At 61.0% G+C, this 25,481-nt stretch carries 23 protein-coding genes and 2 pseudogenes; 23 read left to right on the forward strand and 2 right to left on the reverse strand.

What is annotated here, in order from left to right:
* The first annotated feature begins 14 nt into the window (after positions 1–14).
* From RW095_RS40450 to RW095_RS40460, 3 genes are read left to right on the forward strand one after another with little or no spacing between them, the layout of a single operon-like run.
* Positions 15–1,577, forward strand: coding sequence for a sugar ABC transporter ATP-binding protein (locus tag RW095_RS40450; protein WP_317021148.1), 1,563 nt, complete (start codon positions 15–17; stop codon positions 1,575–1,577).
* Positions 1,574–2,554 (forward strand): ABC transporter permease, encoded by a 981-nt coding sequence (locus RW095_RS40455; protein WP_317021149.1) that lies wholly within the window; start codon positions 1,574–1,576, stop codon positions 2,552–2,554. The genes RW095_RS40450 and RW095_RS40455 overlap by 4 nt, the downstream gene beginning before the upstream one ends.
* Positions 2,551–3,537 (forward strand): ABC transporter permease, encoded by a 987-nt coding sequence (locus RW095_RS40460; protein WP_317021150.1) that lies wholly within the window; start codon positions 2,551–2,553, stop codon positions 3,535–3,537. Before RW095_RS40455 ends, RW095_RS40460 begins: the two co-directional genes overlap by 4 nt.
* Positions 3,538–3,638: 101 nt before the next feature.
* Here RW095_RS40460 and RW095_RS40465 read toward each other — a convergent pair.
* Positions 3,639–4,577, reverse strand: a pseudogene (locus RW095_RS40465) (transposase); the annotation flags it as partial.
* Positions 4,578–4,671: 94 nt separating this feature from the next.
* Here RW095_RS40465 and RW095_RS40470 point away from each other — a divergent pair.
* The 10 genes from RW095_RS40470 to RW095_RS40515 all read left to right on the forward strand — a co-directional run bounded on the left by RW095_RS40470 (position 4,672) and on the right by RW095_RS40515 (position 15,472).
* The gene (locus tag RW095_RS40470) at positions 4,672–5,991 is read left to right on the forward strand and encodes a hypothetical protein (RefSeq protein ID WP_317021151.1); all 1,320 of its coding nucleotides are present in this window, start codon (positions 4,672–4,674) and stop codon (positions 5,989–5,991) included.
* A 7-nt stretch (positions 5,992–5,998) separates the two neighbouring features.
* A complete protein-coding gene (locus tag RW095_RS40475) occupies positions 5,999–6,796 on the forward strand; it encodes a hypothetical protein (protein WP_317021152.1) in 798 nt (265 codons plus the stop codon).
* A 72-nt stretch (positions 6,797–6,868) separates the two neighbouring features.
* A complete protein-coding gene (locus tag RW095_RS40480; RefSeq protein ID WP_317021153.1) occupies positions 6,869–7,615 on the forward strand; it encodes a hypothetical protein in 747 nt (248 codons plus the stop codon).
* A 90-nt stretch (positions 7,616–7,705) separates the two neighbouring features.
* The gene (locus tag RW095_RS40485) at positions 7,706–9,031 is read left to right on the forward strand and encodes a caspase family protein (RefSeq protein WP_317021154.1); all 1,326 of its coding nucleotides are present in this window, start codon (positions 7,706–7,708) and stop codon (positions 9,029–9,031) included.
* A gap of 44 nt (positions 9,032–9,075) precedes the next feature.
* Positions 9,076–10,014, forward strand: a complete 939-nt coding sequence (locus RW095_RS40490) for a DUF4384 domain-containing protein (protein ID WP_317021155.1) — start codon at positions 9,076–9,078, stop codon at positions 10,012–10,014.
* A gap of 46 nt (positions 10,015–10,060) precedes the next feature.
* Complete coding sequence (locus RW095_RS40495) at positions 10,061–13,081, forward strand: tubulin-like doman-containing protein (RefSeq protein ID WP_317021156.1); 3,021 nt, start codon at positions 10,061–10,063, stop codon at positions 13,079–13,081.
* Between the two features lie 37 nt (positions 13,082–13,118).
* Positions 13,119–13,898: a tetratricopeptide repeat protein gene (locus RW095_RS40500; RefSeq protein ID WP_317021157.1), complete on the forward strand. Its 780-nt coding sequence runs from the start codon at positions 13,119–13,121 to the stop codon at positions 13,896–13,898.
* Positions 13,895–14,605: a TPR end-of-group domain-containing protein gene (locus RW095_RS40505; protein WP_317021158.1), complete on the forward strand. Its 711-nt coding sequence runs from the start codon at positions 13,895–13,897 to the stop codon at positions 14,603–14,605. Before RW095_RS40500 ends, RW095_RS40505 begins: the two co-directional genes overlap by 4 nt.
* Positions 14,606–14,650: 45 nt before the next feature.
* Entirely contained in the window at positions 14,651–14,926 is a 276-nt protein-coding gene (locus RW095_RS40510) for a TM2 domain-containing protein (protein WP_317021159.1), read from the forward strand.
* Positions 14,927–15,247: 321 nt separating this feature from the next.
* The gene (locus tag RW095_RS40515) at positions 15,248–15,472 is read left to right on the forward strand and encodes a hypothetical protein (RefSeq protein WP_317021160.1); all 225 of its coding nucleotides are present in this window, start codon (positions 15,248–15,250) and stop codon (positions 15,470–15,472) included.
* Positions 15,473–16,130: 658 nt separating this feature from the next.
* On the opposite strand, the pseudogene RW095_RS40520 reads toward RW095_RS40515, so the two are convergent.
* A pseudogene (locus RW095_RS40520) lies at positions 16,131–16,413 on the reverse strand (integrase); the annotation flags it as partial.
* A gap of 360 nt (positions 16,414–16,773) precedes the next feature.
* On the opposite strand from RW095_RS40520, the gene RW095_RS40525 reads away from it, so the two are divergent.
* From RW095_RS40525 to RW095_RS40570, 10 genes are all read left to right on the forward strand, one after another.
* On the forward strand, positions 16,774–18,009 hold the full coding sequence (locus RW095_RS40525; protein ID WP_317021161.1) for a tyrosine-type recombinase/integrase: 1,236 nt from the start codon (positions 16,774–16,776) through the stop codon (positions 18,007–18,009).
* A 37-nt stretch (positions 18,010–18,046) separates the two neighbouring features.
* Positions 18,047–18,979, forward strand: a complete 933-nt coding sequence (locus tag RW095_RS40530) for a DUF6387 family protein (protein ID WP_317021162.1) — start codon at positions 18,047–18,049, stop codon at positions 18,977–18,979.
* Between the two features lie 175 nt (positions 18,980–19,154).
* The gene (locus RW095_RS40535) at positions 19,155–19,367 is read left to right on the forward strand and encodes a helix-turn-helix transcriptional regulator (protein WP_317021163.1); all 213 of its coding nucleotides are present in this window, start codon (positions 19,155–19,157) and stop codon (positions 19,365–19,367) included.
* Positions 19,368–19,679, forward strand: a complete 312-nt coding sequence (locus RW095_RS40540) for a transcriptional coactivator p15/PC4 family protein (protein ID WP_317021164.1) — start codon at positions 19,368–19,370, stop codon at positions 19,677–19,679. It begins immediately after the preceding gene.
* A gap of 213 nt (positions 19,680–19,892) precedes the next feature.
* The gene (locus tag RW095_RS40545) at positions 19,893–20,156 is read left to right on the forward strand and encodes an XRE family transcriptional regulator (RefSeq protein ID WP_317021165.1); all 264 of its coding nucleotides are present in this window, start codon (positions 19,893–19,895) and stop codon (positions 20,154–20,156) included.
* 446 nt (positions 20,157–20,602) lie between these two features.
* Positions 20,603–22,774, forward strand: a complete 2,172-nt coding sequence (locus tag RW095_RS40550; protein WP_317021166.1) for an AAA family ATPase — start codon at positions 20,603–20,605, stop codon at positions 22,772–22,774.
* Complete coding sequence (locus RW095_RS40555) at positions 22,771–23,199, forward strand: TubC N-terminal docking domain-related protein (protein ID WP_317021167.1); 429 nt, start codon at positions 22,771–22,773, stop codon at positions 23,197–23,199. Before RW095_RS40550 ends, RW095_RS40555 begins: the two co-directional genes overlap by 4 nt.
* Positions 23,196–23,396, forward strand: a complete 201-nt coding sequence (locus RW095_RS40560; protein ID WP_317021168.1) for a hypothetical protein — start codon at positions 23,196–23,198, stop codon at positions 23,394–23,396. The genes RW095_RS40555 and RW095_RS40560 overlap by 4 nt, the downstream gene beginning before the upstream one ends.
* A 105-nt stretch (positions 23,397–23,501) precedes the next feature.
* The gene (locus RW095_RS40565; RefSeq protein WP_317021169.1) at positions 23,502–24,059 is read left to right on the forward strand and encodes a hypothetical protein; all 558 of its coding nucleotides are present in this window, start codon (positions 23,502–23,504) and stop codon (positions 24,057–24,059) included.
* Positions 24,060–24,448: 389 nt separating this feature from the next.
* The gene (locus RW095_RS40570) at positions 24,449–25,162 is read left to right on the forward strand and encodes a hypothetical protein (protein WP_317021170.1); all 714 of its coding nucleotides are present in this window, start codon (positions 24,449–24,451) and stop codon (positions 25,160–25,162) included.
* The last annotated feature ends 319 nt before the right edge of the window (positions 25,163–25,481 follow it).

Genomic DNA, 25,481 nt, shown 5'->3' on the forward strand with positions numbered 1-25,481 from the left:
ACCGGAGACGAAGCATGCTGCAGGATGCAGAGCAGCCGTTCTTTCAGATGTCTGGCGTGTCGAAAAGCTACGGCGGCGCCGTCGCGCTGGATCACGCCGAGCTCACGGTGCGCAGAGGCCGCATTCACGCGATCCTCGGCGAGAACGGCGCGGGCAAGTCCACGTTGCTGAAGGTGATGTCCGGCGTCGTGCAGCCGGACGAGGGCACGATGCAATTCGATGGCCGGGAGGTCTCGTTCGCGTCGCCTGCCGAGGCGAACGCGGCCGGTATCGTCTGCGTGTATCAGGAGCTGTCGCTGATCCCCGACTTGAGCGTGGCGGACAACATCTACGCTGCGAACCCGCCGCGACGTTTCGGGATGATCGACCGGCGGGCCCAACGCCGCCAGGCCGAGGAGGCGCTCGCGCGAGCGGGCGCCGCCGACATCAATCCGCTTGCGAAAGTCCGGGACTTGCCGCTGTCGCGCCAGCAGATGGTCGAGCTCGCGAAGGGGCTGGCACACGCGCCGCGCATTCTGATCCTCGACGAAGCCACCTCGGCGCTGACCGCGGCCGACGTCGCGCGCGTGATCGAGGTGCTCAAGCGCCTGCGCGAAGAGGGGCTCGCGCTGCTGTTCATCTCGCACCGCATGCACGAGGTGAAGGCGCTCGCGGACGAATGCACGGTCTACCGGAACGGTCGCCATGTGATGAGCTTCGAAGCTGGCACGCGCTCCGACAATGAGGTTGTCGAAATGATGATCGGCCGGAAGTACCAGCATGCGTTTCCTGCCAAACCGGCGGACCAGCCCGCGCACGCCCGCAGCACCGCGCCGGTTCTCGCCTGTCGTAATCTCGCATGGAGCGACACGCTGCGGGGCATCAGCTTTTCGTTGCAGCCCGGTGAAATCCTCGGACTGGGTGGCCTCGACGGACAAGGCCAGCGCGAACTGCTGCTCGCGCTGTTCGGCGTGTTGCGCGGCTGCGCGGGCAAGATCGAGATCAACGGCAAAGCCGTGTCGATCGGGAGCCCGACGGCCGCTCGCGCCAACGAAATCGGTATGGCGCTGATACCCGAGGACCGCAAGACCGAAGGCTTGATGCTGCCGATGTCGGTACGCGAGAACCTGTCGTTTGCCGCACTCGATCGCATGTCCACCGCCGGCATAATCGATCGCGACCGCCAGCAGTCGCTCGTCGAGCGGATGATGGAGCTGCTTGCGATCAAGTCGTTCGGCGTCGACGCGCCCGTGGGCTCGCTGTCGGGCGGCAACCAGCAGAAGGTCGTCATCGCGAAGTGGCTGATGCGGCAGCCGAGGATCCTGCTGCTCAGCGACCCGACGCGCGGTATCGACGTCGGCACCAAGCAGGAGCTCTACCAGTTGCTCAGGCGCCTTGCCGACGAAGGCGCCGCGATCGTCTTCTATTCGACCGACTATGACGAGCTGATCGGCTGCTGCGACCGCGTGCTCGTACTGTACGAAGGCAGGATCAAGAAGGAACTCGTCGGCTCGGCGATCACCGAGCAGAACCTGATTGCCAGTGCTCTCGACCTGCCCGTCGGGCAGATTTTGCCTTCCACGGGAGTGGCGCTATGAGCGGGCTGCGTTACTGGTATGCGGAGAATCGCGGAGCGGTGTTCGCGTTCGGCCTGTTCGTGCTGATGTTCGCGATCTATCTCGTCAACTATCCGTCGGCGTTGTCGGCCAACATATTTCAGACGGCAGCGAACAAAGCGGTACTGCTCGCGCTCGTCTCGATGGGGCAGGCGCTCGTCGTGCTGACCGCCGGCATCGACCTGTCGATCGGCATGACGCTGGTGCTGACGAATTGCATCGGGTCGTGGATCGTCACGGGCGACTCGCTGCACAGCGCGCTCGGCATCGCCGGTGTGCTCGGCGCGGGTGCACTGTGCGGCGCGCTGAACGGCGTGATCATTATTTTCGGCCGGCTGCAGCCGATCGTGACGACGATTGCGACGGGCGCCGTCTACTACGGATTGGCGCTGCTGCTGCGCCCTGTGCCCGGCGGATCGATCAACGAGGACCTCGCCGACGCACTGACGGGCAAGGTCGCCGGCGTCCTGCCAGCGAGCTTGGTGATTCTGCTCGCCGCGATCGTGATCGTCTGGATTCCTTTCAAACGCTCGGCGATCGGGCGAGCGGCATACGCGACCGGGTCGTCCGAACCCGCGGCTTTCCTGTCCGGCATGCCGATCCGCCGCGCGAAGTTCGCGAGTTATACGCTGGCCGGCCTGCTCGCGGCAGTCGGCGGCCTGTTTCTGACGTTCTTTACGGACACCGGCGAAGCGAGCCTCGGCAGCGCGAACTCGTACACGCTGTTTTCGATCGCCGCGGTAGTGATCGGCGGCGTGTCGCTGCTCGGCGGCAAGGGCAGCGCGATCGGCGCGATCTTCGGCGCATTCGCGTTCCGTTGCATCGGCGATCTGCTGTTCGTGTTCAACGTCGATGCGCTGTGGCAGCCGCTATTTCAGGGCATGATTCTTCTGCTTGCTGTCGCGATCGGCGCGTGCGGATTGTTCAGGGTGCGCAACCGTCTGGAGTGGTTTCAATGAGCCACGCTTCCGCGACCGGCCGGACCACGTTCGTGTCCAGGCTCACCCGCAGAATCGACAAACCGATCGTGATCGCATTCGCGTGCATCGTCGCGCTGCTGCTCGTCGGCGGGATGTTTTCGCGCAACTTCACGTCGCCGGAATACATCCTGCTGCAACTGAAGGTCGGCGCATTCCTCGGCATCATTGCGACCGGCCTGATGATGGTGATCCTGCTCGGCCACATCGACCTTTCGCTGCCGTGGACGATCACCGTCGGCGCGATGATGGCGTGCGCGGTCGCGGGGCACGGCGATCTCGGGCGCATCCTCGCGATTCCAGTCGGGATCGGTTGCGGCGTGCTGATCGGCATCGTCAACGGCATCTTCGTCGCACTGCTGCGCATTCCGTCGATGATCGCGACGCTTGCGACCAATGCGGTCGCGCAGGGCATCATGATTGTCTATACGGGTGGATCGTCGCCGCAGGATTCCGCGCCCGAGGTGATGCGCTGGCTCGCGGCGGGCTGGCTCGTACCGGGCGTGCCGAATGCCGTCGCGCTGTGGGTGGTGATCGGCGGCGCCACGATGTTCCTGCTGTCGCGCACGACCTTCGGCCGCACGCTTTACGCGATCGGCAACACCGAGCGCGCGGCGTATCTTTCGGGCATCGATACGCGGCTCGTCACGGTGACCGCCTTCGCCGTGTGCAGCGCGTTCGCCGCGTTCGGCGGCGTGCTGCTCGCGGGCTATGCGTCGAAGGCCGCACAGTCGATGGGCGATGCTTACCTGTTGCCGGCGATCGCGGCGGTCGTGCTCGGCGGCACGTCGATTCTGGGTGGACGGGGTTCATACCTGGGCACGGTGGCCGGCGCGATCCTCATCACACTGCTGCAATCGATCCTCTCGGTCGCGCAGATGCCGGAGGCTGGGCGTCAGATCATCTACGGCGTGGTGATCGCGGCGATGCTGCTGCTGTATGGGCGAAGCAAGCGAGAGGCGTAGGTCGAGCCGCTGGCCCGCCAGTCGCGCTCAATCAACGAGTGCAACCGGCCATGAACCGCCATTCGCCCGCACCGTCGCTCGGACATTCAGGGGCAGTTCGGTAGTCTGCGTGTGAGGAAGTGGGTGTAACCCATCCAGTGCTTGAATGTCCCGAAGACATGTTCGACGGTGCGTCTGCGTGTCGTCATTGCGTCCGGCGTTTTGTCGAGTCGACGTTGAACACCTTCCAGCAACGACTCGTGCTCCCATCGGGTGATTCGTCGATACGGACTTGGCGTGCATTGCGATTTTATTGGGCACTCAGGACAGGCGCTAATCCAGTAACGGCGCAACTGCATACCGTGCTCCTCCCGGGTGAAACGGTAGATTGCCCGTTCACCGGCTGGACACTGGTACTGGTCGTCCCGCGCAATGTAGATGAAGTCAGCCCTATCAAATCGACCATGGCACTTCGCGCTCGATGTCATGGGTTTCGGCGGCATTACCGCGATCCCTGCGTCTGCGCACTCTTTGATCTGAGGCCCACTGTAGTAGCCACGATCGGCGACTGCCTGCAGGTTGGTCCGACCCATCGCATCGCGTGCAGCTTTCGCCAAGGGGGCTGAGTTGCGCCCGGTCGCTGCCAGAGTTTGTGACCTCGTGAGCAACGTTGAGGTGGTGTTTGGCGTCTACTGCCACTTGTACGTTGTAACCCACCATTCCCGAGCCTTTGCCGCTCGTCGCCATGGAGCGCGCGTCGGGATCAGTCATCGAGAGTTGGCCATCAGGCTGCGTCTTGAGTTGCTTCTTGATCTGATCGAGGTTCCGCATCTGCTCGCGCAAGTGTGCGATCTTGTCCTGCAATCGGGTCGTCTTCGCTTCTAGCTCAGCAGGTCGCGTACGATCGGCAGTCTCCAGCGCGTTCAAATACCGCTGGATGCTCTCCTCGATCTGCTTCTGGCGCTTTCGACCTTACCGTCTGTGAAGTTGCGATCGCGAGTGTTGACTGCCTTGACCTTGCTACCGTCGATGGCAACGAGCGCTTGAGAGAACAGCTTCAGCGTCTACTACTTCGGCTTCATCGTCACGATCATCTCGCTGGCGGGCAGCGTATTTCGTGTTTGGCTGTTTGGTATCGAAAAAGACATCAGCGGGTTGATCGCGCAGTTCGGGGTTGGCCTGCTTGCGACCGGACTTGCGCTCGTGTTCCGGCTTATCTTGACCGCACGCGTCGAATCGCTTAATGCGAAAGATCTGAGTCAGACCATCGACGAGTACGTACAACGGATCGACCACATTGTCGTCAAGGTCGAAGCGTCGGCGGCGAACTTCGAGGCGCTGTCGCAATCGCCGCAGGAGCGCACGCGCGCCGTGGTCGAAGCGACCTACGAGGAATGTACGGCAAGTCTCCGATCGGCAGCCACGGTGTTTTTGGAGTCTATCGCGGGAATATCTGAGCAAACGAGTCAGTCCGTCACGCGTTTCGGCCAAGTTGTGGAATCCGTGCCGGTAGCGTCGCATGTGGAGCATTTCGATTCGAGCATCATGCAACTGAACACTGATCTCAAGAATTTTGCGGCCGAAGTGTCGAAGTTCGGGCGGCTCACGACGGACGAGGCGCTGCGCACGACGAAACAGGCACTCGATGCATCGAGCAAATGGCATGTCGAAAGTCTCAATGAGATGTCGAATGCCAGCCAGCAGTCGATTCGAACGGCGCTCGCCACACTCGAGAATCTTGACATGTCCGTGGATACATCGAATGTGAAGTCGGATTTGCAGGCGCTGTCGCGTAACATCGGATCGTTCTCGAAGAAATTCAGCGAACTGGACGACAAGCTGGCGTCGGCGCACACGCGTCACAGTGTCGAAGCGCTGGAACCGATCGTGGAAAAGTTCGCGGAGCATCTAGTGCGTGCGACCGGCGAAATCGAGATTCAGGCGCTCGCGCAGTTCAACGATGCCACCTCACGGCTGACCAAGGAAGTGGTGAACGGCGTCGAGGCGGCAAGCGACCGGGCGCAGGCAGAGACGACACAACAGATCGACGCGCTGACAGGGCACATTCACCGGCTGAGCGTGGCGCTCGAACGTGCCGATCAACAACCCGCGATGGAGCGCAACGGACAGCGGATCGATGCACTGGCGGGCAATGTCGATCGTCTGATTGTGTCGCTTGCCAAGGCGGACCAGCAGGGCGCGACCGAGCGCAGCGCACAGGCGGTCGATGCACTGGCGGGCAATGTCGATCGTCTGCTTACGACCTTGCAGAACGGATTGCAGTCAGGCAACGAACAGAACGCGCAGCGCATCGACGCGCTTGCTGTGAACGTAGACCGACTGATCGGCGTGCTCGAACGTTCTGCGACGCGCAATGAGCGGCACAGCGCGCGCATGCCGCCTGCGTTCGTGTCGGCTCAGGGTGGCGCGATCCAGATCGAGACCACGCCGGCGTCGCGCGTCAATCCGGCGTGAGCCTCCGATGAGAACGCCTACGCAACAAGACAGCGTCTTTTTGCTGACGCTCGTGGACTTCCTATTTCAGATCATCTTCTTCGGCCTGTTCGCCTATGCCGTTTCGGTGGCGACGGAAAAGACGGACTGGAAGTCGGCGGCGGTCGCGCTACAGGAAAAGTTCAAGGATGAGTCACCCGCCGACGTCCAGAAAGTCGTCGATGCGATGCCCGACGACGCCGAGCGTCTCAAGGCCGCCATGGCGAACGAAGAAGCGGCAAAACGGCTGGAGATGCACTTCGGCGTGTCAAATCTGACGCAGTTGACGGACGAACTCGCGCGCATGGCGCCGATGGATCAGCTGGGTTCGGCGAGCAAGCTGATTCAAAAGGCGGGCAGCGTCGACCGCGCCAACGATGCGGTCGATCGCTATCTGAAGAGCGGAATTGGCAAGCCTGCGTGTCTCTTGGCCGATGTCGCAAAGAACCGCGCAAAGCCGCTGGCGACCGTTATCGGCTATGAGGATTATCTGGAGTTTCAGGCCGAAACGCCGGAGCTGTCGGTCGTGTTGCTGAAGGTGGGAACGGATTACGCGTCCGTCCACTCGCTGCCGCTTGCGCAGTTCAAGCAGGTGTTCAGCAAGCTCGGCGCGCTGTACCCGGATTGCATGACCCTTCAATCTGCTTTCGATCTCGGTCCAACGCCCGATATAGTCGAACGACGACACGTTAGGAAATTTCTTTTCGCGTCACGAATTCGAGTGCTAAAGTTCCGAGCCGTTGCGCCGTTATTAAGGAAGCATGTAAGACAAGGGGCGGAGATCTGATTAACGTTTGGGGCGCTATTCAAATCAGCTCGGCCGTCAAGAAAAACTGAGAAACACGAAGAGACCAAAAAAATGGGCGATAGGAAGATGCGTGCGGCGGTTTGCGTAACCGTTGCTGGTAGCGTGCTGTTCGCAGTTTCTGGTGTGAACGCACAAGAGTCCGCCAATGACGATCTCAATTCCTGTGTCAGAAAAGAGCAGATCATCACGACCGCGAAGGGCGCGGGAATTGGCGCACTAGCGGGGCTCGGCGCCATGCTGGTGGCGCACAAGAAGGAAGATGCCGGTAAAGCGGCACTGGTCGGAGCAGTGGCGGGCGGGATTGCCGGCTACGCGACTGCCTATTACACCGCAGTCGACGTTTGTTTCAAGAAAAATCCGTCCTGGATTCCAGAATCCAAGCTCCAGCGGACGAAAGATTATGACAAGGTGAAGAAAGAAATCCATTATCGTGCCGCCCAGGGCACGGTGACCAAAGTCGAATCCGTTGAGGTTTCCGACTCGGTGGCACCGGGCCGACAGGCTGAAGTTACTAGCACTTTCATCGTCATGACGCCAAAGGGCGACGACGCCCCGGTTACGATCGAGCGGAAGCTTTTCGCCGTCGCGGACGTCGACGGGAAGGAAACCGAAGTGCCTTTCCCCGCCGATAAAAACAACGGTCAGCAGATCACGCTCGAGCCCGGCGAACAGAAAGACACGGTTCATATCCCCATTTCGAATGACGCCAAGCCTGGCAATAAATACCGCGTGCAGATTAGCGTAGCGTCTGGCGGGAACACGCCTTCAGTGTCTTCGAAGGATTTCTCCGTCAACTAATACCAAGCGTGGCGAGACGGCCATCACGTCGTCTTGCGTTCTGTCGACCTTGTATCAAGGTGGTGGCGCGCGTCCGCGCTTCCCGAATCTATGAAACGGCTCTTCACACGTCTTGTGTGCCTGATCGGCTCGCTGCTGCTGACCGCCTGCGCGGCCAGCAGTCTGCCTGGCTTCCAGAACGCGTATCGCGCCTACAATGTCCCACAACGTCTGGTCGAGCAGATCAGGACGAAGTTCGCCAGTCACGGACTCACGCAGGCATCGGTCGCGCGCGACAACACCGGTCGTATCCAGTTGGTCGGAACGTATCGGGACGAGGACGAAGTCGATGCCGCGTTCCTGATCGTTCAGTCGATCGTCGGCATCAAGTCGACTTCACCGTTCTATCCGGAGCACGTTCTCAAGAAACGATGGGACGCCGAAGCCGGTAAGGCGCTGGCGAATTTCACGCTCGCACAGAAGCAGCAGGCGGCACAGCCGGTGAAGCGCGCGCTTGTCGTCGGGATAAATCGTTTCGCCGATCCCTACCATCTTCCCGACATTCAGGGCGCCGACGACGCCGTGGTCGTCAAACGCTATCTCGAGCACGCAGGTTATCGCGTGACCGCGCTGCTCAACGAGCAGGCGACCGAGTCGAACATCGAGTCGGCGATCGCGAGCATGAATGCGCAGATCCGGCCCAACGACGACGTCTTCATCTACGTATCCAGCCACGGCAACATCCCGGTGCCGAGCCCTGCTGGCGGCGATAATCGCAAGATGTCGATCATGGCGTACGACTCCGGCAACGCCGACACGGTGCGTTCGAACGATCGCGCCGACATCATTCTTCACTTCCAGCAGCACGCGGTGCCGGACACGCTGGTCCAGGACCTCGCTCGCAAGCCGAGCCACGTGACTCGCGTCGTCATCGATACCTGTTATAGCGGCGACATGCTCGACGACATCGTCGATGAGAGCGCGGCATATGTCCGGCAGACCAATGGCAATCGCAACGAGTACGCGGGCATTTCGCTCGCGTCGTGGAGCGGCGATTCGTACACGGGGAAGGGAATCCGCTTTTCGGACGACGGCGCTGCGGCTGCCAGCGCCGCGACCAGGACGCGCACGGTCATCGATCGCAGCCGTTCGGGCTACAACATAATTACGGCGACGAGTCCGAACGAAGAATCGCTCGGCCCGACGAGCGGGTCCTTCGAAAGTCCGCTCGCCCGAGATCAGGTGCTCAAGGGATCGTTTTTTACGCAGTCACTGTTCGCCTATCTCGATCACTACCACGGTCAGCTCGCGCCGGCGTTCCGCGACGCGCAGAGCTTCACGTCGCGCAAGGCCGTCGAAGTATCCCGCGGCGAACGCCATCAGATACCGCGCGAATATTCGACGATCCCCGCCGATCAGAACGACCTGTTCCCCTAAGACACCTCAACGAACCGTCAATGCCAGCCTTCCGGAGATTTGCCATGCGTCATGTTCTCACCGCACTAGCGTTTGCCACGGTTGCTAGTCACGCTCTCGCTGAAGACGGCTACGCCGCAAAATCCCTGTTCTTTGGCGGTGACGACAACATTCGTACCGTCGCGACATCTCCCGCGCCGGTGGCTCCTGACGCCACCGCGCTCGCCGATGCGACGCCGGCCAACGCGGTGTCCGGCGCGCCGAAAAAAACCGGCGTGGTCAAGGTCGCGCACAAGAAGGTCGCAAATGTCGGCGCCAGCTATTTCATCCGGCTCAAGGACGCCAATGGTTCGACGCACGATGTGCTCGCGCGCCGCGTGTTCCGAAGCGGCGAGCACTTCCAGCTCGGCGTGAAGGTGAACCATCCCTCGTATGTCTACATCCTCAACCAAGCCCCCGACGGTTCTGTGACGCAGATTTATCCGCAGCCCGCGCAGGACAACTTCGTCGATGCGATGGGCGTCGTATTCCTGCCCGCGCGCGGCTCGTTCGTCTTCGACGAAAAGCCGGGCATGGAAAAGCTGATGGTGTATCTGTCGCCGGAGCCGGTGCGCGGCGAGCTGCGCAAGCGCATCGGCGGTTACGCGCCAGACCTCGTGTCGACGCCGCTCACGCAGGTCGCGCAGTCGTGTGCGCCGGGCGCCGGCGCTTCCACGGTGCAGGCCGCTGCGCCCGCGCCGGCATCGTCACCGGATGCGCCAGTGCAACTCGCGAGTGCGGACACCGGTTACGCGGCAAAGGGCATCGCGTTCGCTTCCGACGATCCGTCGGCTTGCGCGCCGACCGTATCGATGGCCGCGCCGCCCGGATATGCCGCGAAGGGCATTGTCTTCGCCGATGACCCGGCGCCGGCCGCCGGCGGTCAGGTCGCGTCGTACGTCGTCAAGCCGGCGAGCGCGCCGGACGCCAATCTATATCTGAAGATCAATCTCGCGCACGAATGACGCGGCCCGCAACGGGCACATCGGCTAAATACAACGGGCGGTCAACATGGCACACAACCATCTCATCATCGGTCTTGGCGGTTCGGGCGGAAAAATCATTCGCCATCTGCGCAAGACCGTCGAACGTAACCGCGACGTCGACGGCAATTCGCCGTCTGAGGCGCGTTTCGAATATCTGTACATCGACACGTCGACCGACGAGCTGGACAAGCGCGACGAGTGGCGCGTTCTCGGCAAGGACATCGAACTCGGCCGCAGCCAGTTCGTAATCAATACGGCCAGCAACGTGCGGCCCGTACTCGACGATCCCGCGTCGTTCCCGGGCCTGAGCAGCTGGATTGAGCCGCGCAGCATTTTCGATTTCGTGAAGCCCGGGATCGCCGGTGCGGCGCAGCGGCGCAAACTGGGCCGTATCGTGTTCGCGCAGAATTCACCGCAGTACGTCAAGGCCGTCGAGGATCGCATCCGCGAACTGGAAGAAGGGCCGGGCGGACGCAAGGGCGTGACGATCCACATCGTCTGCGGTCTCGCTGGCGGCACCGGCAGCGGTTCGATCGTCGATGCGATCGCGCTGATCCGCGACAAGTACCCGAATTCTGATCTGTACCGGATCCTCGTCTATGCGTTGTTGCCCGAGAAGGATTCGAAACGCGTACGCAACGTGGCCGGCTTCTCGAACTACTATGCGAACGGCTATGCGGCGCTCGCCGAGCTGAACGCGATGGCGGTGGGCCAATATCATCCATCAAGTGTGCTTGATGGACAGCCGAGGCAACACGACACGTACTTCAACGGCTGCTATCTGGTCAACAACGTCAACGAGCACAACCTCCAGTTCGACGTCGATGCCGAACTGCCGCGCATCGTCGCCGAATTCATCTATCAGAAGACACTCAACACGCAGTGGGAAGGGCTCGGTCGCGCGGAAAAGGGGGAAAACGACGTCAAGAACTTCGAAACCGACACCGGGACGGAGCGCTCGCGTGCCAAGTTATTCCTGTCGTTCGGGGTCGAGCGGATCGTCGTGCCGGAGCAGGAAATCAAGGAATTCCTCGCCTACGGGTTCGCGCAACAGGCCACGCGTCAGCTGATGTACAACAACTTCCGCCAGGGTGAAGGCTATGCGGACGAGCCGGTCCAGAAAGATTGGGGCTCGGAAGCGCGCAAGCCCGACGTGATCCAGAAGCTGCTGCTCAGTGACGCGCATCTGATGCTGGAAACCGGCATCCTCGAAGACGACGCGAAGAACGCGATGTGGAAGCCGGCGCGCGAATACTGGAAACAGATCGTCAGCCGTCTTGCGCCCGAAATCCGCGCGGACCAGACTCTTGAGCAGACGATGTGGGTTCATGCGCTGAACTCGCGGCTCGCGAAGGTATTCGATGAAACGTACCGAACCATGGGCGGCGTGCGTAAGTTTTACGAAATCAAGGCCAACGCGCGCCTCGAAATGGCACGGCACGTGGCGCGTCAGATCGAGAAAGAATTATTCTCAAACTGGAAGGTCGGTACGCATTCGTTGATGCAGTTGCGGCAGTTCGTCGATGCACTGGTGGCGATGCTCGACGAGCGTCTTGCACTCTTCAACGAAGAAGTAGCGAAAGGACCGGCGCAGGAACAGAACATCCTGAAGCGGATCGCGGAACTCGATGCGCAGTTCAACAAGGTCGGCACGCTCGGCAAGCTGTTCACGGACAAACGCGGCGCGCTCTTCACCGACATCGCAACGCAGCATCAGGATCTGTTCGCGCTGCGCACGCTGATCGCTGGGCAACGCTTCGCCAGCAGCCTGATTCCGTTCATCAAGGACGAACTGGTTACGTTGCGCGGACTGATCGACTCGCTGCACCAGAACCTCGCGGCCGCCACCGAGAAAGTGCACGATGAACAGGCCGCACGGCTCGTCGCCAACGAGGCGCTCAACCAGCAACGCATCTTCGACCGCAGCGCGATCGATCGCGTGATGAAACTGCTCACCGTCGACGAGCAGGCACAGGTCGCGCGTACGCAGAAAGTGCGCCAGTCGATCATCGAACTGGCGGGCACGGAGGTCGATTCGTTCGACAAGCTCGCGCGCGGCATTTCGCTGGGCGCCATCATCTCGACGATCTCGCAGGCGTCGGCCGTCATCGTCGAACTGGCGCACGCGGAGATCGCGAAGAACGTGCAGCCGGTGCTGCACGTCAATATCGTCGAGCGTCTGCAGAAGCAGTTCGATGCGAATCCGAGCGGCCTGAAAGAGTTCGTCTCGAAGCTGTACGAGACGTCGGGCACGATGCTGCAGTACGACCCGAGCGAAGTCGGCCGCAACGTGGCGAACAACCAGGGCGGCTCGATCGGAACGGCAAGGACGGTCGCGGTGTTCCTGCCGGATTGCGAAAGCCAGAAAGCCTTCCACGCTTCGCTGACACGCATGTTCGAAGAGCAGAAAGACATGGCGTCGGACACCGAGGTGGCGTGCGGCCGGCTGTCGAACGAGATCGTCGTGATAAAAATTGCTTCGCTGATGCCGGTGCGGTTCGTGGAATCGCTCCGGGTTCTCGAAAGCCATTACAAGGGACTGCTCGGCGATTTCAATGAATCGTATCTGCTGCACAGCGCGGGTAACGGCAAGAATCTGCCGCCGCTGTATGCGCCGACCGGCGAGGAAGTCGCCACGCAGGTTCGCCAGAAAAGCATGCCTTATCGACTGCTCGCGCGTCTGCTCAAACTGGTTCGCGAACGCGAGAACCCGAAGACGGGCGTGATGGAGTGGATCGTTGCGTACAAGGACGACGGCCTCGAGCGACGCATGACATTGAATGGCGACAGCTGGAAAGCCGTGTTCGAGGGCGCGCAGTCTCAAGAGGCGCAGTCGCTGATCGAAACCGAGGTGAGGCGGAAAGTTTCCGGCGAACTGCAGCACGTTCGCGACAAGGAGCAGGTACTGGACGACTTCAATGCGCTCGCCGACGAAGTTCTCGCGAAGACCGATGACGTCGACGACCCCGACTACGTGCAAATCGTGACGCTGAAGCCGCAGATTCGTGAGCTCCTCGGTCTGAAGCTCTCCGTGGCAGCGGCGTGAGCGTCGTCCGTTAAACCGAACAGACAGGAAGACAAGCATGGCCATGTACAAATGCCCGACGCTGGGCGATTGCGAGCGCGCGAACACCGGCGAACTGTTCGACCGCGGACCCGGTGAGGATCTGCATTGCCCGGACTGCAAGACGCCGCTCGATCTGCAGGTTCCGGCCAACGTGACCGGCGGAAAGACGAAGCCCGCGATTCTCGCCGGGATCGTTGGCGCGGTGGTTCTGGTGATCGGCGGCGGCTCTGCGTTCTATTACAAGCACGCGCATCGCGCGGACGCGCAGGCGTCGGCTGTATCGGCGCAACACATGGCGGCCACGGGCGCGCCCGCGTCGCCAGGCGCGGCCCTGACCCCGGCTGCGGCAACGCCGCCGTCGGCGAGCATACCCGCCGCGATCGCCGGCGGCATCGCGCCGTCGTCGGAGGCCATTGCGGCTGACCGGCAGGCGGGCGATCAGAAACTCACCAGCGGCGACCCAGCTGGCGCGGCGACCGCCAGCAACCAGGCGGCCGCCAAGGAAATGATCAAGGTGGCGATCGCCGACATGGCTCAGGGCAAGCTAGACGATGCCGAGAAGCAACTCGACGATGCGAAGGCGCGCGACCCGAAACAGTCGCTCGTGTATTACAACCTGGGCGTGCTGCGGCTCAAGCAGTCGCGTACCGACGACGCGCTGACGCAGTTCGAGGCGAGCTTCCTGAACGGCTTCCAGTACTTCGACGCCATGGCGCAGGATCCGGATCTCGATGGCATCCGTCAGGATCCGCGGTTTGTGGCGCTGGTCAAGAAGTACCGTTCGTCGGCGACATGAAATCGCGCGCGATCGTCACGGGCATGATGTGCGGCACGCTGCTGGCGGCATGCTCGGAGCAAGAAGGGCCATCGATCGTCGGACACTGGAAGGCAGAGCGTGCGACCGTGTTCAGCGCCCAGTTGCCGGTCGGACCCGACATCGTGATCAGCGAACAGGCAATCCGCGTTCCTGGCACCGACGGGACCATCGCGCTGAGCGGGATCACGAAGAAGAGCGGCGAGGCTGTGCTCGAAATGCCGTACGGCGTGGGGCTGTCGTTCTATTTCGATGGCGCGGACCGCGTGCATCTGAACGCGCCGCTGCTCGGGAAGATCTATTACCGGCGCGTGCTCGACGCCGTACCCACGCAGGTGGCTGTAACGGGCGCGGTGCCAACCGTGCCCGCGCCTCCACCTGCGATCGCGGTGCCGCCGGCGTCGAGCGCACCGCAACGACCTGCGCCAGCCGCGCAGAGCGCCAACGTGATCGACGTGGCGGCGACGACGGACGCCGCGCCGAATGTCGCAACATCAACGTCGACTTCACCCGAATTCGCCCACGCCGTTCTCGCCGCGCGGCAAGGCGATCAGGATCTCGCAATCGATCGGTTGAGAGACGCCTTCCAGCACGGCTTCAAAAATATCGACGAGCTTGATGCGACGCCCGAGTTCGCCGCGTTGCGATCGGATGTGCGCTTCCAGGCACTCGTCGCGCGTTACCGCTAGGACGCGGCATCGAACGTCAAGAACGACAACAGAGGAGACAAAGAAATGAGCGAAGTGTCCCGTCAGATGATGATGTACGACGCCCAAAAGAAAAGCATGCTGGTGGCGCTTCTACTGTGGTTCTTTCTCGGATCGCTCGGTGCGCATCGCTTCTACGCCGGTCGCATCGGCACTGCGATCATGCAAGTATTGTTGACGCTGATCGGCGGCGCGCTGACGCTCGCGGGCATCGGCTTCGTCGTGCTGGGCCTGGTCGGGCTCTTTCTACTGCCAGGCATGATCCGCGCGCACAACGTTGCGCTGGCGAGCCGGCTGGGCTGAGAAGATTGCTGCGGCGGCTATCAGAAGAATGCAGTAGTCTAACCAAAGGTAGATCGGGGATATTAACAATGAAAAGGACCTTTGGCGTCACGGGGATAGTCTTGGCGCTGTCTGCGTGCGCGACCGTGTCGCCCACGCCTCAGGTGCAAGAGGCTGCGGTCCAGTTGCCATTGCGCAGCCGCTTCGACCCGCCGCCCAATCGGACGAGAAGATCGTCAAGCGCAAATTTGCGATCGGCCGCTTTTCGAATGAAACGCGATATGGACGGACTTTTGTCACCGATGTGAGCCTCGATCCGCTCGGCAAGCAGGCGAGACGCTGTTGGCACATCATCAGCGGCTCGTGTATTCGCCACAGGCATCGAGCGGAGGCAATCCGCTCGCCATGCTGCTCGCCGCAGCGATCACGGCAGCGCTCGAGAAAGCGAGGCCTAATTACATCCCGTTGGCGCGCCAGGCGAATTTCATGTCGGTGAATTCGCGCGGACAGGGACTGCCGGCTGGTCCGTACGACACCAATTACAAAGCGGACGGCTCGTCGTTCTGACACAGGCTGAGGGCCGACATTGCGCACTGGCCCCGCCACAGATAGCGCAGTGTCCGGCCGCAGCGGCACGACGTTGGACGGGCTATCTACCAGGAGTTGCAGGCGCGCACCGAGTACGCGCCAAGTGTCTGCCTGTTCTTGCTGGCGGATTGAACGCTGATACGTGCGTTTGATCTTGTTCTGTTCAAGATGGTTCAGGCACTTTTCGATCACATCGCTATGCACGCCGAGTTCACCCATGAGGGTGGCGCCCGTGCGGCGCAGATCGTGCGGTGTCCAGCGTCCACCTGGTAAGGTGAGCGCGTCGATATGCTGGCTGCGATGCTTGAGCGGCTTACCGTTTGCCGCGCCCTGCGGCCGTAGATCTGGTGCGCAGTGAACTTCGAGTAGACTGGCGCCGCTTGGCAGGCAACCCGAAACGACCACGCTTGATCGCCGCCGAGTCCGAGAAGGACGGCCGCCTACTGGTTCGCGAACTCGTTCAGATAGATCGTGTGCTCCCTCGGATTCTTCAACTCACCGCTCAACTGAACTGTTGAACGGTTCCAAACGATGCCGCACGGCTTTTCTGGAGGTAGAACGTCCGACGGGTTGAACTATGAGATGCAGCCGCCTGCGAAGCCGTGCGGGCCGAGCAACTGCCTCGGCGCAGCCGGCATCACGTGGCTTTTTTGAAAGAGGTCACATTCCATTCTTCGCCGGCCATACAGCAGGTGATGAAGTTGGCCCACAACTCGAGCGCGCTGCGTCGCTCGTCGTAGTAAGTGTGTTGATCGTAGATTGCCTCGACGCCCGCCAGCGTGTGATTCAGACACATTTCAGAGACGTCACGCGGTACACCGAGTCTGCGCATGTTGGACTTCATCGTCGAGCGCAGATCGTGGGGGCGTGAACCTGCGAATCTTCGGATTGTGGTTGGCGATCAAAAAGTCGATCGCTTCGTGCCATCCGTGCCCTCGCTGTAGCTACCAATTTAGCTACCGATTTTGTATGGGCTTGGGTGATTTGCGACGGCCTCGGGTTGGACTATTTTTCTTCAAACCATTGCACAATAAGGCCTGTCGGGATGCTAGTGAACTAGCATGATCTTCCGTGAACGCTACATCAAAACAATATCGTATTGTCTTGTTTTAGGGTAATCCCTAGTTATCTGCAGTTAACCTGGCCCCTTTGAAACGCCCGTCCTGCGGTGCATCGGGGAATTCGAAAGTGATCTGCGGTGATCCCCGTATAATGCAAGCGCACCCGAAATGGGTAGCTAGACGGGTAGCTAGAAATTTACTGCTCCGGAGTACGGGACCGTGGCGAAAATCGAATCGAATCTGCTGACCGACATCCAGCTTCGAAAGTGGGTGCGCGGCGGCGCGGCCGTCGCTAAATCGGATGGAGGCGGCCTTACCTTCACGCTTTCCGCTGCTGGCGCTGCAACGTGGGTTTTGCGGTATCGGCTCGGCGGCCGTCGACAAGAGGTGACGCTCGGTCGTTACCCCGACATGACACTTGCAGCGGCGCGGATCGCGGCATCTAAACGCCGTGTCGCAATCATCGATGGCGTCAACCCTGCCGACGAGGTACGCAAGGTCAAGGCACGTAAAGACTGGACGGTTCGCCAGCTCATCAACGACTACCGGGACAAGGTACTCGTTACGCTTGCCGACAGCACGCAGCGTAGCTACGGCCGCAACCTCACGCGGATTGAAAACGGTATGGGCGCAATGTCGGTTCAGTCGGTCGGTCCCGCCGATGTCGTTGCCGAGATCGAGCGGCACGAACTGGGATGGGTTGAGGCATTCACGCTTTGGTGCGTGCTGCGCGGCATCTTCAAGCATGCGGCCGGAAAGAAGGTCATCGTCGCCAGCCCGTGCGCCGGCATCCAGCTTGAGGCGATCATCGGCAAGCGGCCCGAGGTGCGAAGGCGCCTTATGCTGACTGATGCCGAGATTGGCTTGCTGATGAATGCGAAGATGAATACCGAGAACCTGCTGTCTGTGCGCGTGCTGCTCGCGACCGGCGTGCGCATATCGGAGCTGCTCACGGCGCGGCGCGAACACGTCTTTCTCGACGATGCGCGCTGGCATATTCCGAATAGCAAGACGGGGCAGGAGATGGACATCCCGCTGGCGCCGAGCGTCGTCGACTGGTTTCGGCAGCTTGACGAACTTGCGGGGAGGTCTGGCTATGTGCTGCCGGCGCGGTTGCGTACGCGCTTCGAGAGACTCGACGGCGACGCCAACGTGTCTAAGGACGCACTTCGCGAGGCGATCGACTTCTGGATCGACAACCATAAGCCGAAGATCCGGCGCTTCACTCCGCATGACTTGCGCAGCACGATGAAAAGCCACATGCGAAAGCTTGGCATAGCGCGTGACATCACGGAAATGTGCCTGAACCACAAGCTCAAGGGCGTGGAAGGAATCTACGACCAGCACACGTATTACGACGAGCGGCGGCACGCGCTCGAGCTATGGGCCCGCTTCATTGCGACATGCCAGGCGGGCGAGAAATGGAATGTAGTGCCATTCAAACAGACGGCGTAACGGTTTGCCGCGCCTAGCTCGACGGAGCGAATACCGGATGCCCTATCCGGTCGGCGCGGCTCCTCAACAGGGCTTTGCTGTAGGGCAGGCAATGAAGAAACTTGAATTTGGAGTGTCCGACATACCGGCCAGTTTCCAATTGGAGCGGTATGCGGGCTGCGCCAACTGGGGCGCTCCAGAATGGTGGCGAGCGCTGTCGCTGCGCTATCCGTTTGAAGCCTGGTCATACTTGACCCCAGAAGAACTCGCAGAAGACGAAGACAACCCCGACTTGCTCGAAATCGTGCGAGGGAACGTGCTGGGCTTCATGGAAAGGCCGCTGCCTGTCGTCGAGGGAGAGCTTCGCCCATTCCCGGCTGACACGCTTAGCAAGCCTATAAGGGACCTGACGGGAGCGGACTACTATGAAGGCCTTTTCAATCTGCATAGCGGCTGGTACGACAAGCCGTCCACCTTGGCACTTCGCGCCATACATCGCGCGGGCATGATGGACTTCGAGGCGATCCAGCCCGAGCAGGAAGGCGAAAGGGCGTTTGCCGAGCTTTCCAACACACCGGCGTGGAGAATTCACCGCGAGGCCGACGCCCCGGCTGAGAAGTTCGGAATCGAGGTGAATCTGGGGGCTACCGACGAATTCCTGGTCAAGGAATTCAAACGGTGGTTGAAGCGGATTCGGAAGGATGCGGGCATCCCACAAATACCGAAAGAGTTTGATGCATCGCACTTTGCAGACTGGCATGAAGATCGTCTGCTGCCATATCTCGATCTAACGATGTGGGCGCGATCGCACGGCGGCGCTTTCAATTTGAGCGCGTTGGGCTATGTGCTTTTTCCGGACGAAGCGTTGCGTGACGCAAAGATGCGAGAGGTTGAGCCTAGGATTCGGCGCACGATCGCACCAAAGGCTCGCGCGATTATTAGTCTCGAAGTCATCTCGACTCTCAATCGCCAAGTCTGGGTCAAGGCATAAAATTAGCTAGCTTTTCATGCCGGCAGAAGATGGACATTGCTTTCTGATGGCATGAAAGCGCTAACGGTCTTTCGTCGGCACTCAAATGGGCCGTCGGCGATGGCTCGCCCGATGATCGCCCGTTCTATTTAATCACTCCAACCCCGCAATCACCGGGGATCAACTGGAGTGAATCGTGACGACACCGCAAGACCTCAAAAACTTCGACAGCCTGCCGAACGCGGCGCACGTCGATGTCAATGTTGTGGCCGCACTGTTCGGCTGCAAACCGCCCACTGTGTGGTTGCGCGTGCGCCGCAAGGAACTGCCGGCGCCGCGCAAATTCTCCGCACACACCCGCTGGAACGTCGGCGAACTCCGCAAATGCCTGATGCCGGAGGCCGCATAAATGACGGACGAAAAAAAGGCCGACCCGCAGGCCAGCCAGAAAAATTCCAAAGCAAGCGCGCATGCTAACACCTCCTCGACAGCGGGCACAGCGTTTATCGACCTTCGGAAAAGCGACTCTGAACGTCTGCGCATCACTATCAGCGAGTATCGCGGCCGCACGCTCGTCGATCTGCGCGTCTGGTACTCAACCGAATCCGGCGAGTTCAAGCCTGGCCGCGCCGGCGTGTCGCTTCGCCCCGATCAGGTCCCGGAGATCGTCCAGGGTCTGATGCTGGCCGCGCGTGCGATCGATCCGAAGGGGGCCAACTGATGCTCCGCATCTCAGAAGATAGGCCGCGCGCTCTCCGTGTGGCAGCGCACAGTACGCGCGATGTTCGAATTGACATACCGGGCAGCTTGACGGATAGGACCGTTGGTCCTAATATAGTCCTCAGCGGTTGCGTGATTGCGCGACCCATCACAGCCGAGAGGATTTCCATCATGAAGCACCCATTCCGGGCGGTGTTCGGCCGCCCCACGCCCAATGCGATATACACCACCGACTCCAAGCGACTTGGAGAAGCTGAAGCAGGAGCTGAAACTGAGCAGCGCTCAAATGGCGGAACTGTTCGGCGTGCAGGGCGGCCGTCAATGGCGCAAGTACACGGGCGGCGAGACGCCGCGCGAGATCAGTCCGCATCTCTTGTTCTTCGCAATGGCGCGCCTCGAACTGGACGCGGAAACGATCGATCGGGTACTTGCGAGGATGCGCTCGATCGGAGCAACCATCGAGCTGGACAAGCCGTAACGACCGCGGGCGACACGCCCGCATCTCTCCCGCAAAACCTCACCGCATTCGTTAATCGCGCGCTGCAGGACGCCTCTCTGGCATCGACGCCCAACGCTGCAATTGATCTGTTGGCCGATGCCCTGCTGGCGCTGGCCGTGCTGGCCCATCCGATGGAGGGCCGCAACCATGGCTAACGCAGCCCATCACACTCCAATCGCTCGCCGCGAACCTGTGTCATTCAGGGGATACGTGATCATTGCGCCGTGCGGCCTTCTTTATTTCCCGCCCTGTCGTACCTTGGCAGAAGCCTACGCCGAGATTAGCGACCGGAGCCTATACGAGGGCGAACCGGGTTGGACCATTCAGAGGACTGACGACGACGGCGAGCCTATTGGCAGCCCCACAAAAGCGCCCATCAAACCTCGTCGTACCTCAACCGCTACGCAGTCCTCACGAGGTAACGCATGAGCGATGTCATCAATATCGAAAGCCATTTCGCAGACGCGTTGCGCGCGGCCGGCTTCGCGGCCCCGGAAATCATCGCAGACGGCAAGATTCACCGCTTCGACGGACCTGAGGACAAGCGCGGCAAGAAAAACGCCTGGTATGTCCTGCACGGTGACGGGCTCGGCGGCGGCGCGTTCGGCGACTGGAAGACTGGTTATCAATCGACGTGGAGCAGTAAGGCCGAATCGACCTTATCGCCAGCTGAGCGTGAGGCTTGGCGCGCGCGGCTCGCCGAGGTGCGCAAGGCGGCCGATGACGAGCGCAAGCGCATGCAAAGCCGCGCGGCGTCAAAGGCGCTGGCGATCTGGGAGCGCGCGCTGGACGCGACGACGGCCAATCCTTACTGCCAGAAAAAGCGCATCAAGCCCTACGGCCTGAAGGAGTTCAAGGATAAGCACACGCTTATCGTGCCGATCCGCAACGCTGCAAAGGCGCTGGTTAATTTGCAGTTCATCGGTGCCGACGGGACGAAGCGCTTTCTCACGGGTGCGGAGAAGACGGGCTGCTGCTACCTGTTCGGCCGCAAGCGCGGCGACGACCGGATCCTGATCGTGGAGGGATACGCGACCGGCGCGAGTCTGCACGAAGCGACGGGCCTGCCGGTCGCAGTGGCGTTCGACGCCGGCAATCTGCTGGCCGTCGCCAAGGCACTGCGGGCCAGTCTGCCGAATGCGCGGCTGGTTGTCTGCGCGGACGACGACTCCGAAACCGACGGCAACCCGGGCATGGTGAAAGCGACCGAGGCGGCGCGTGCGATAGGTGGCATGGTCGCAGTGCCCGACTTTGGCCCCGCTCGACCGCGCGGCGCGACGGACTTTAACGACCTCGCCGCGCTCGACGGGCTGGCTGAGCTGCGCAACTGCATTGATGCTGCCACGGCGCCGGGAGGTGTCGCAAAGCCACTGCCCGCGGCGCGGCCGACTGCCCTGCTCACCCGCGCGAGCGACATCGTCCCGGAGGCTATCCGCTGGCTTTGGCCGGACTGGCTACCTGAAGGCAAATTGACGCTACTGGCGGGCTCCCCGGGCACCGGCAAGACCACGCTTGCGCTTGCCTTGTCCGCTACCGTGTCGCGTGGCGGCAAGTGGCCGGACGGAACCGCATGCAATCGCACCGGCGACGTGCTGGTCTGGTCGGGCGAGGACAACCCGGCCGATACGATCGTCCCGCGCCTGATGGCTGCCGGCGCGGACATGGATCGGATTCACATTGTCACGGGCAGCACCGACGCCAACGGCGAGATACAGCCGTTCGATCCATCCAACGATATTCCGCTGCTGGCCGAGCGTCTATCGGAAATGGGTGGCGCGGCAATGCTGATCGTCGACCCCATCGTGTCGGCGGTATCCGGCGATGCTCACCGTGTCAACGACGTGCGCCGGAACCTGCAAGCGTTGGTTGATATGGCGGCGGCCTATCGGTGTGCAGTGTTGGGTATCAGCCACTTTGCTAAAGGCACCAAAGGCAGTTCACCGGCTGAGCGAGTGATCGGCTCTCAGGCGTTCGTCGCGCTCGCCCGCATGGTGCTGGTTGCCGGGAAGGACGAAGCTGCGGAGCGGCGCATTCTCGCGCGCGCCAAGTCCAACATTGCGCCGGACGACGGCGGCGTGAGCTACACGCTGGAGCTGGCCGACGCCGATGGCATCCAAGCCAGCCGGGTCGTGTGGGGCGACATGATCGAGGGCACGGCTCGCGAGATCCTTGGAGACGTCGAGCAACAAGATGACGAGGAGCGAGCCGGCCAGGACGAAGCGCAGGACTTTCTCGCCAGCCTGCTATCGGATGGACCGAAGCGTGCACGCGAGCTCAAAGCAGACGCCGACGGTGCCGGGTTCAACTGGAAGATGCTGCAACGCGCAGCTTCAAAGCTGGGTGTCGAGAAACGCAAAATCGGCATGAAGGAAGGTTGGGAATGGGGGCTGCCGAAGGAGACACGCGGCGAAGAAGACACGAAGATTACCGCTCTCTATACCGTGTCCCCTTCGGGGGTGCGTGTCCCCTTCGGCTCTGGCAAGGGTTTGCGGGCAGTCGATTTTCCGGTTTCTTCCGAAGGGGACATTGCAGAGAGAGTGACTCCTTCGGGAAATTCCGCCGGTGTCGCGCCCGGAGAATCGGAGGACGCGGTATGACCGTCGAGCACATTTTGGCTAAAGCCCGGTCGCTCGGCGTGCGTCTCCGCGTCGAGGGAGAGATCGTCAAAATTGCCGGGCCGTCTCAGAGCGTCGCCGAGATCAAGCCTGAGATCGCGGCCCATAAAGCCGAGGTTTTGGCCTACCTGCGCGGCAGTGGCGAATTCTGGCCCTGGGCGCCGTACTTGAACGCCGACGACGTTCACCGGTTCCGTGCCGAACTCGTTGAGACTATTGAGAAGCTGGCCGCCATGGAGCAATGGCCGGACATGCATCGCGACGACGTTCTGGCGCGAGCGATACGAGGTCCACTCGCTGACCTGTTACCCAATCTGCACCACTTTAACCAACGATTGACGGAGGCGATCGCCGGCGCGGCGGCGCGAGAAGCCGTCGAGAAACGTACTTGGAGGTTTAACCGATGAACATTGAGCAGGAATTGAAGCTGTTGGACAACGTGGCGGCCCGCTTTCGCCGGTACAGAGTCCCGAGCAACGATGCGGTACTTGCCCAAGCCCTGATTGACGAGTTGCGGGACGGCGCCAACGAACTGACCGAGGGCGGCCGCGTAACGCTGATCTACGTGGCCGCATCCCTCCTGGCACGCCCCGGCGCCAGCTAAACATGCAGTAGAGCCGAAGGAATATAGCTAGATATAGCCCTGAGTAGTACTAACGTGGCATCTGTTGCCCATATGCCAATTTCAACGCAGCAAAGGAAAGAGACCATGCAAACGATTTACGAACTTTCACCTGAGTACAAAAAGGCGTTCGACACCGCCAACAAGATGCGCGCCCGGATCCATGAACTGAACCAACTGGACGGCGCGCAGCGCACAGCCCTCGCCGCTGGTCACGCCACGGTTCAGCATGCGGCGACACCCCGGGATCTGGCTCTGCAGGTGCTGAACGGTGAATCTGTCGACAACTCAGTCGCGGCAGAGTTTGAAAAGCTGCGCGCAGACCATGCCAAGACGAAGGCCGATCTGGAGACTCTTCAGCGAGGAGTTACGCCGCACCACGAAACGATGGTGGTCCTCCAGCAACGGATAACCGCCAAGAGGATGAAGCTAGACGACGTTCGCCGCACCACAGAGAAGGTTGCCAAGGTAGCGCTTCAGATGGCCGCGGCGCAGAAGGAGATGGCCAATCTTTGCCGCGATCTGGCGGCCGCTGGCTTCCAAGACTTCAGCGAATCCATGCTGTTCAGCATCGAGCCCAATGTGACCGTGCCTGACGCGCTGGAGGTATACGCAGAACGCATTACCGGCGTCGCCTCGACGTAACGGGCACCCCGGGCCGTCATCATCGGCAGCGCGCGTCGACCGCATGTGATGCGCGCCTCTATTCGAATACGTAGGAGAAAGATTATGCCCGCAGGGCTTCAAATATGGGACGCGTCAGGGAACCTGGTACTTGACGGCACGCATCGATTGGGTCGCATCAAGGGCAGTCATTACCTGGATGGAAACCCAGGGCACATCGATATGGATCTGTCGGACGGTACGCCGTTCTGGTCGTTCCAACCTGACTTCCTTTTCGCACATATCAACGGCAATTCGCCAGTGCCCTTGGTTACCATTTCGTCGACGGGCGTCGTGTGGACATACACGTCTCCGCCCTCGCAGAGCTACGTCTACCCGATTACCGGCAACCTCTTTTGGGGGTGCTACTGATGACCGCCGGTTTTCAGGCCTTCACCGATACGGGCGTTGTACAGATCGACGGAATGACGCCGAACTACCAGTTAACTGCCTCGCTGGTTCAGGTGACGCAACAGGAGAGCATCCCCACCGTTTTCAACAACGTGAACACGCAGTTTTACGCGACGTTCTGGCATACGAAGTTCACGTTCAATGCAAGCAGCCCGTTCTTTGCATTCAGGGCTGATGGCGGCGTGATGGTCACCCCGTGGAAATTCTCAAGAAGCGGCAATACCTTCACTGCAGAGTTCGTCTCGGTCAGCCAAGCGACTATCCGACTTTACATCTTCGACCAAGTGCCGGTAACCAGTAGCAGGTTCGGTCTCCAGGTGTTCGATGCGGCGGGGACTTTGATAGCTGACGCGGCGGTTCCGTTCGCGCGGATTATCGACGTGATCGAGGGGCAGTATCAGCCAGGGTCCGGATGGCAGGCTGTCGGCAATTCGATCCCGGGACCAAATACGCAATCCAAGTCGTACGGCGTACCGGTTGCCTTCGGGGGCGCTCTTGCCGCACATTTCTTTCTCAACACAAGTCCGTTCATCCTGTCTGCGTTCGGCGCAAACGGCGGCGCGATAAGTTGGGAATTTCACCAGTACATCGGCAATAACAGCGGGACTTTCGTCGGCTTCGCCGATGCAACCAGATACCGGTTCATGGTTCTTGATATGACCGGCATTGCGTAAGGCTGGGCCAAAGCGCTGCGGCGGGCCGCGCCTTTACTGCGCCCCCACCCGTTGCAGCGCTGTTGTCGCGCGCCCCGGATCGACGGGCTTCTATTCCAGCCCAAAGTACCTTTAAACTTCGGCTGTAGGAAACAATTTCAACGACTTACAACGGGGGCAATGATGCTTAGAGTAATCTCAGTAATGGCTTTCGCGGTGTTTGCGCTTGCCGCATGCGGTGGCGGCGGAGACGGCGGAAGCTCTCCGCCTGCCGTGAAGACAATGAAGCTGTCGCTTTATGGTCAACCCTTCACGAAGAGCGCTGCGGTTTCTCACGCCC

The organism is Paraburkholderia kirstenboschensis, assembly GCF_032806925.1.
GTDB lineage: Bacteria > Pseudomonadota > Gammaproteobacteria > Burkholderiales > Burkholderiaceae > Paraburkholderia > Paraburkholderia kirstenboschensis.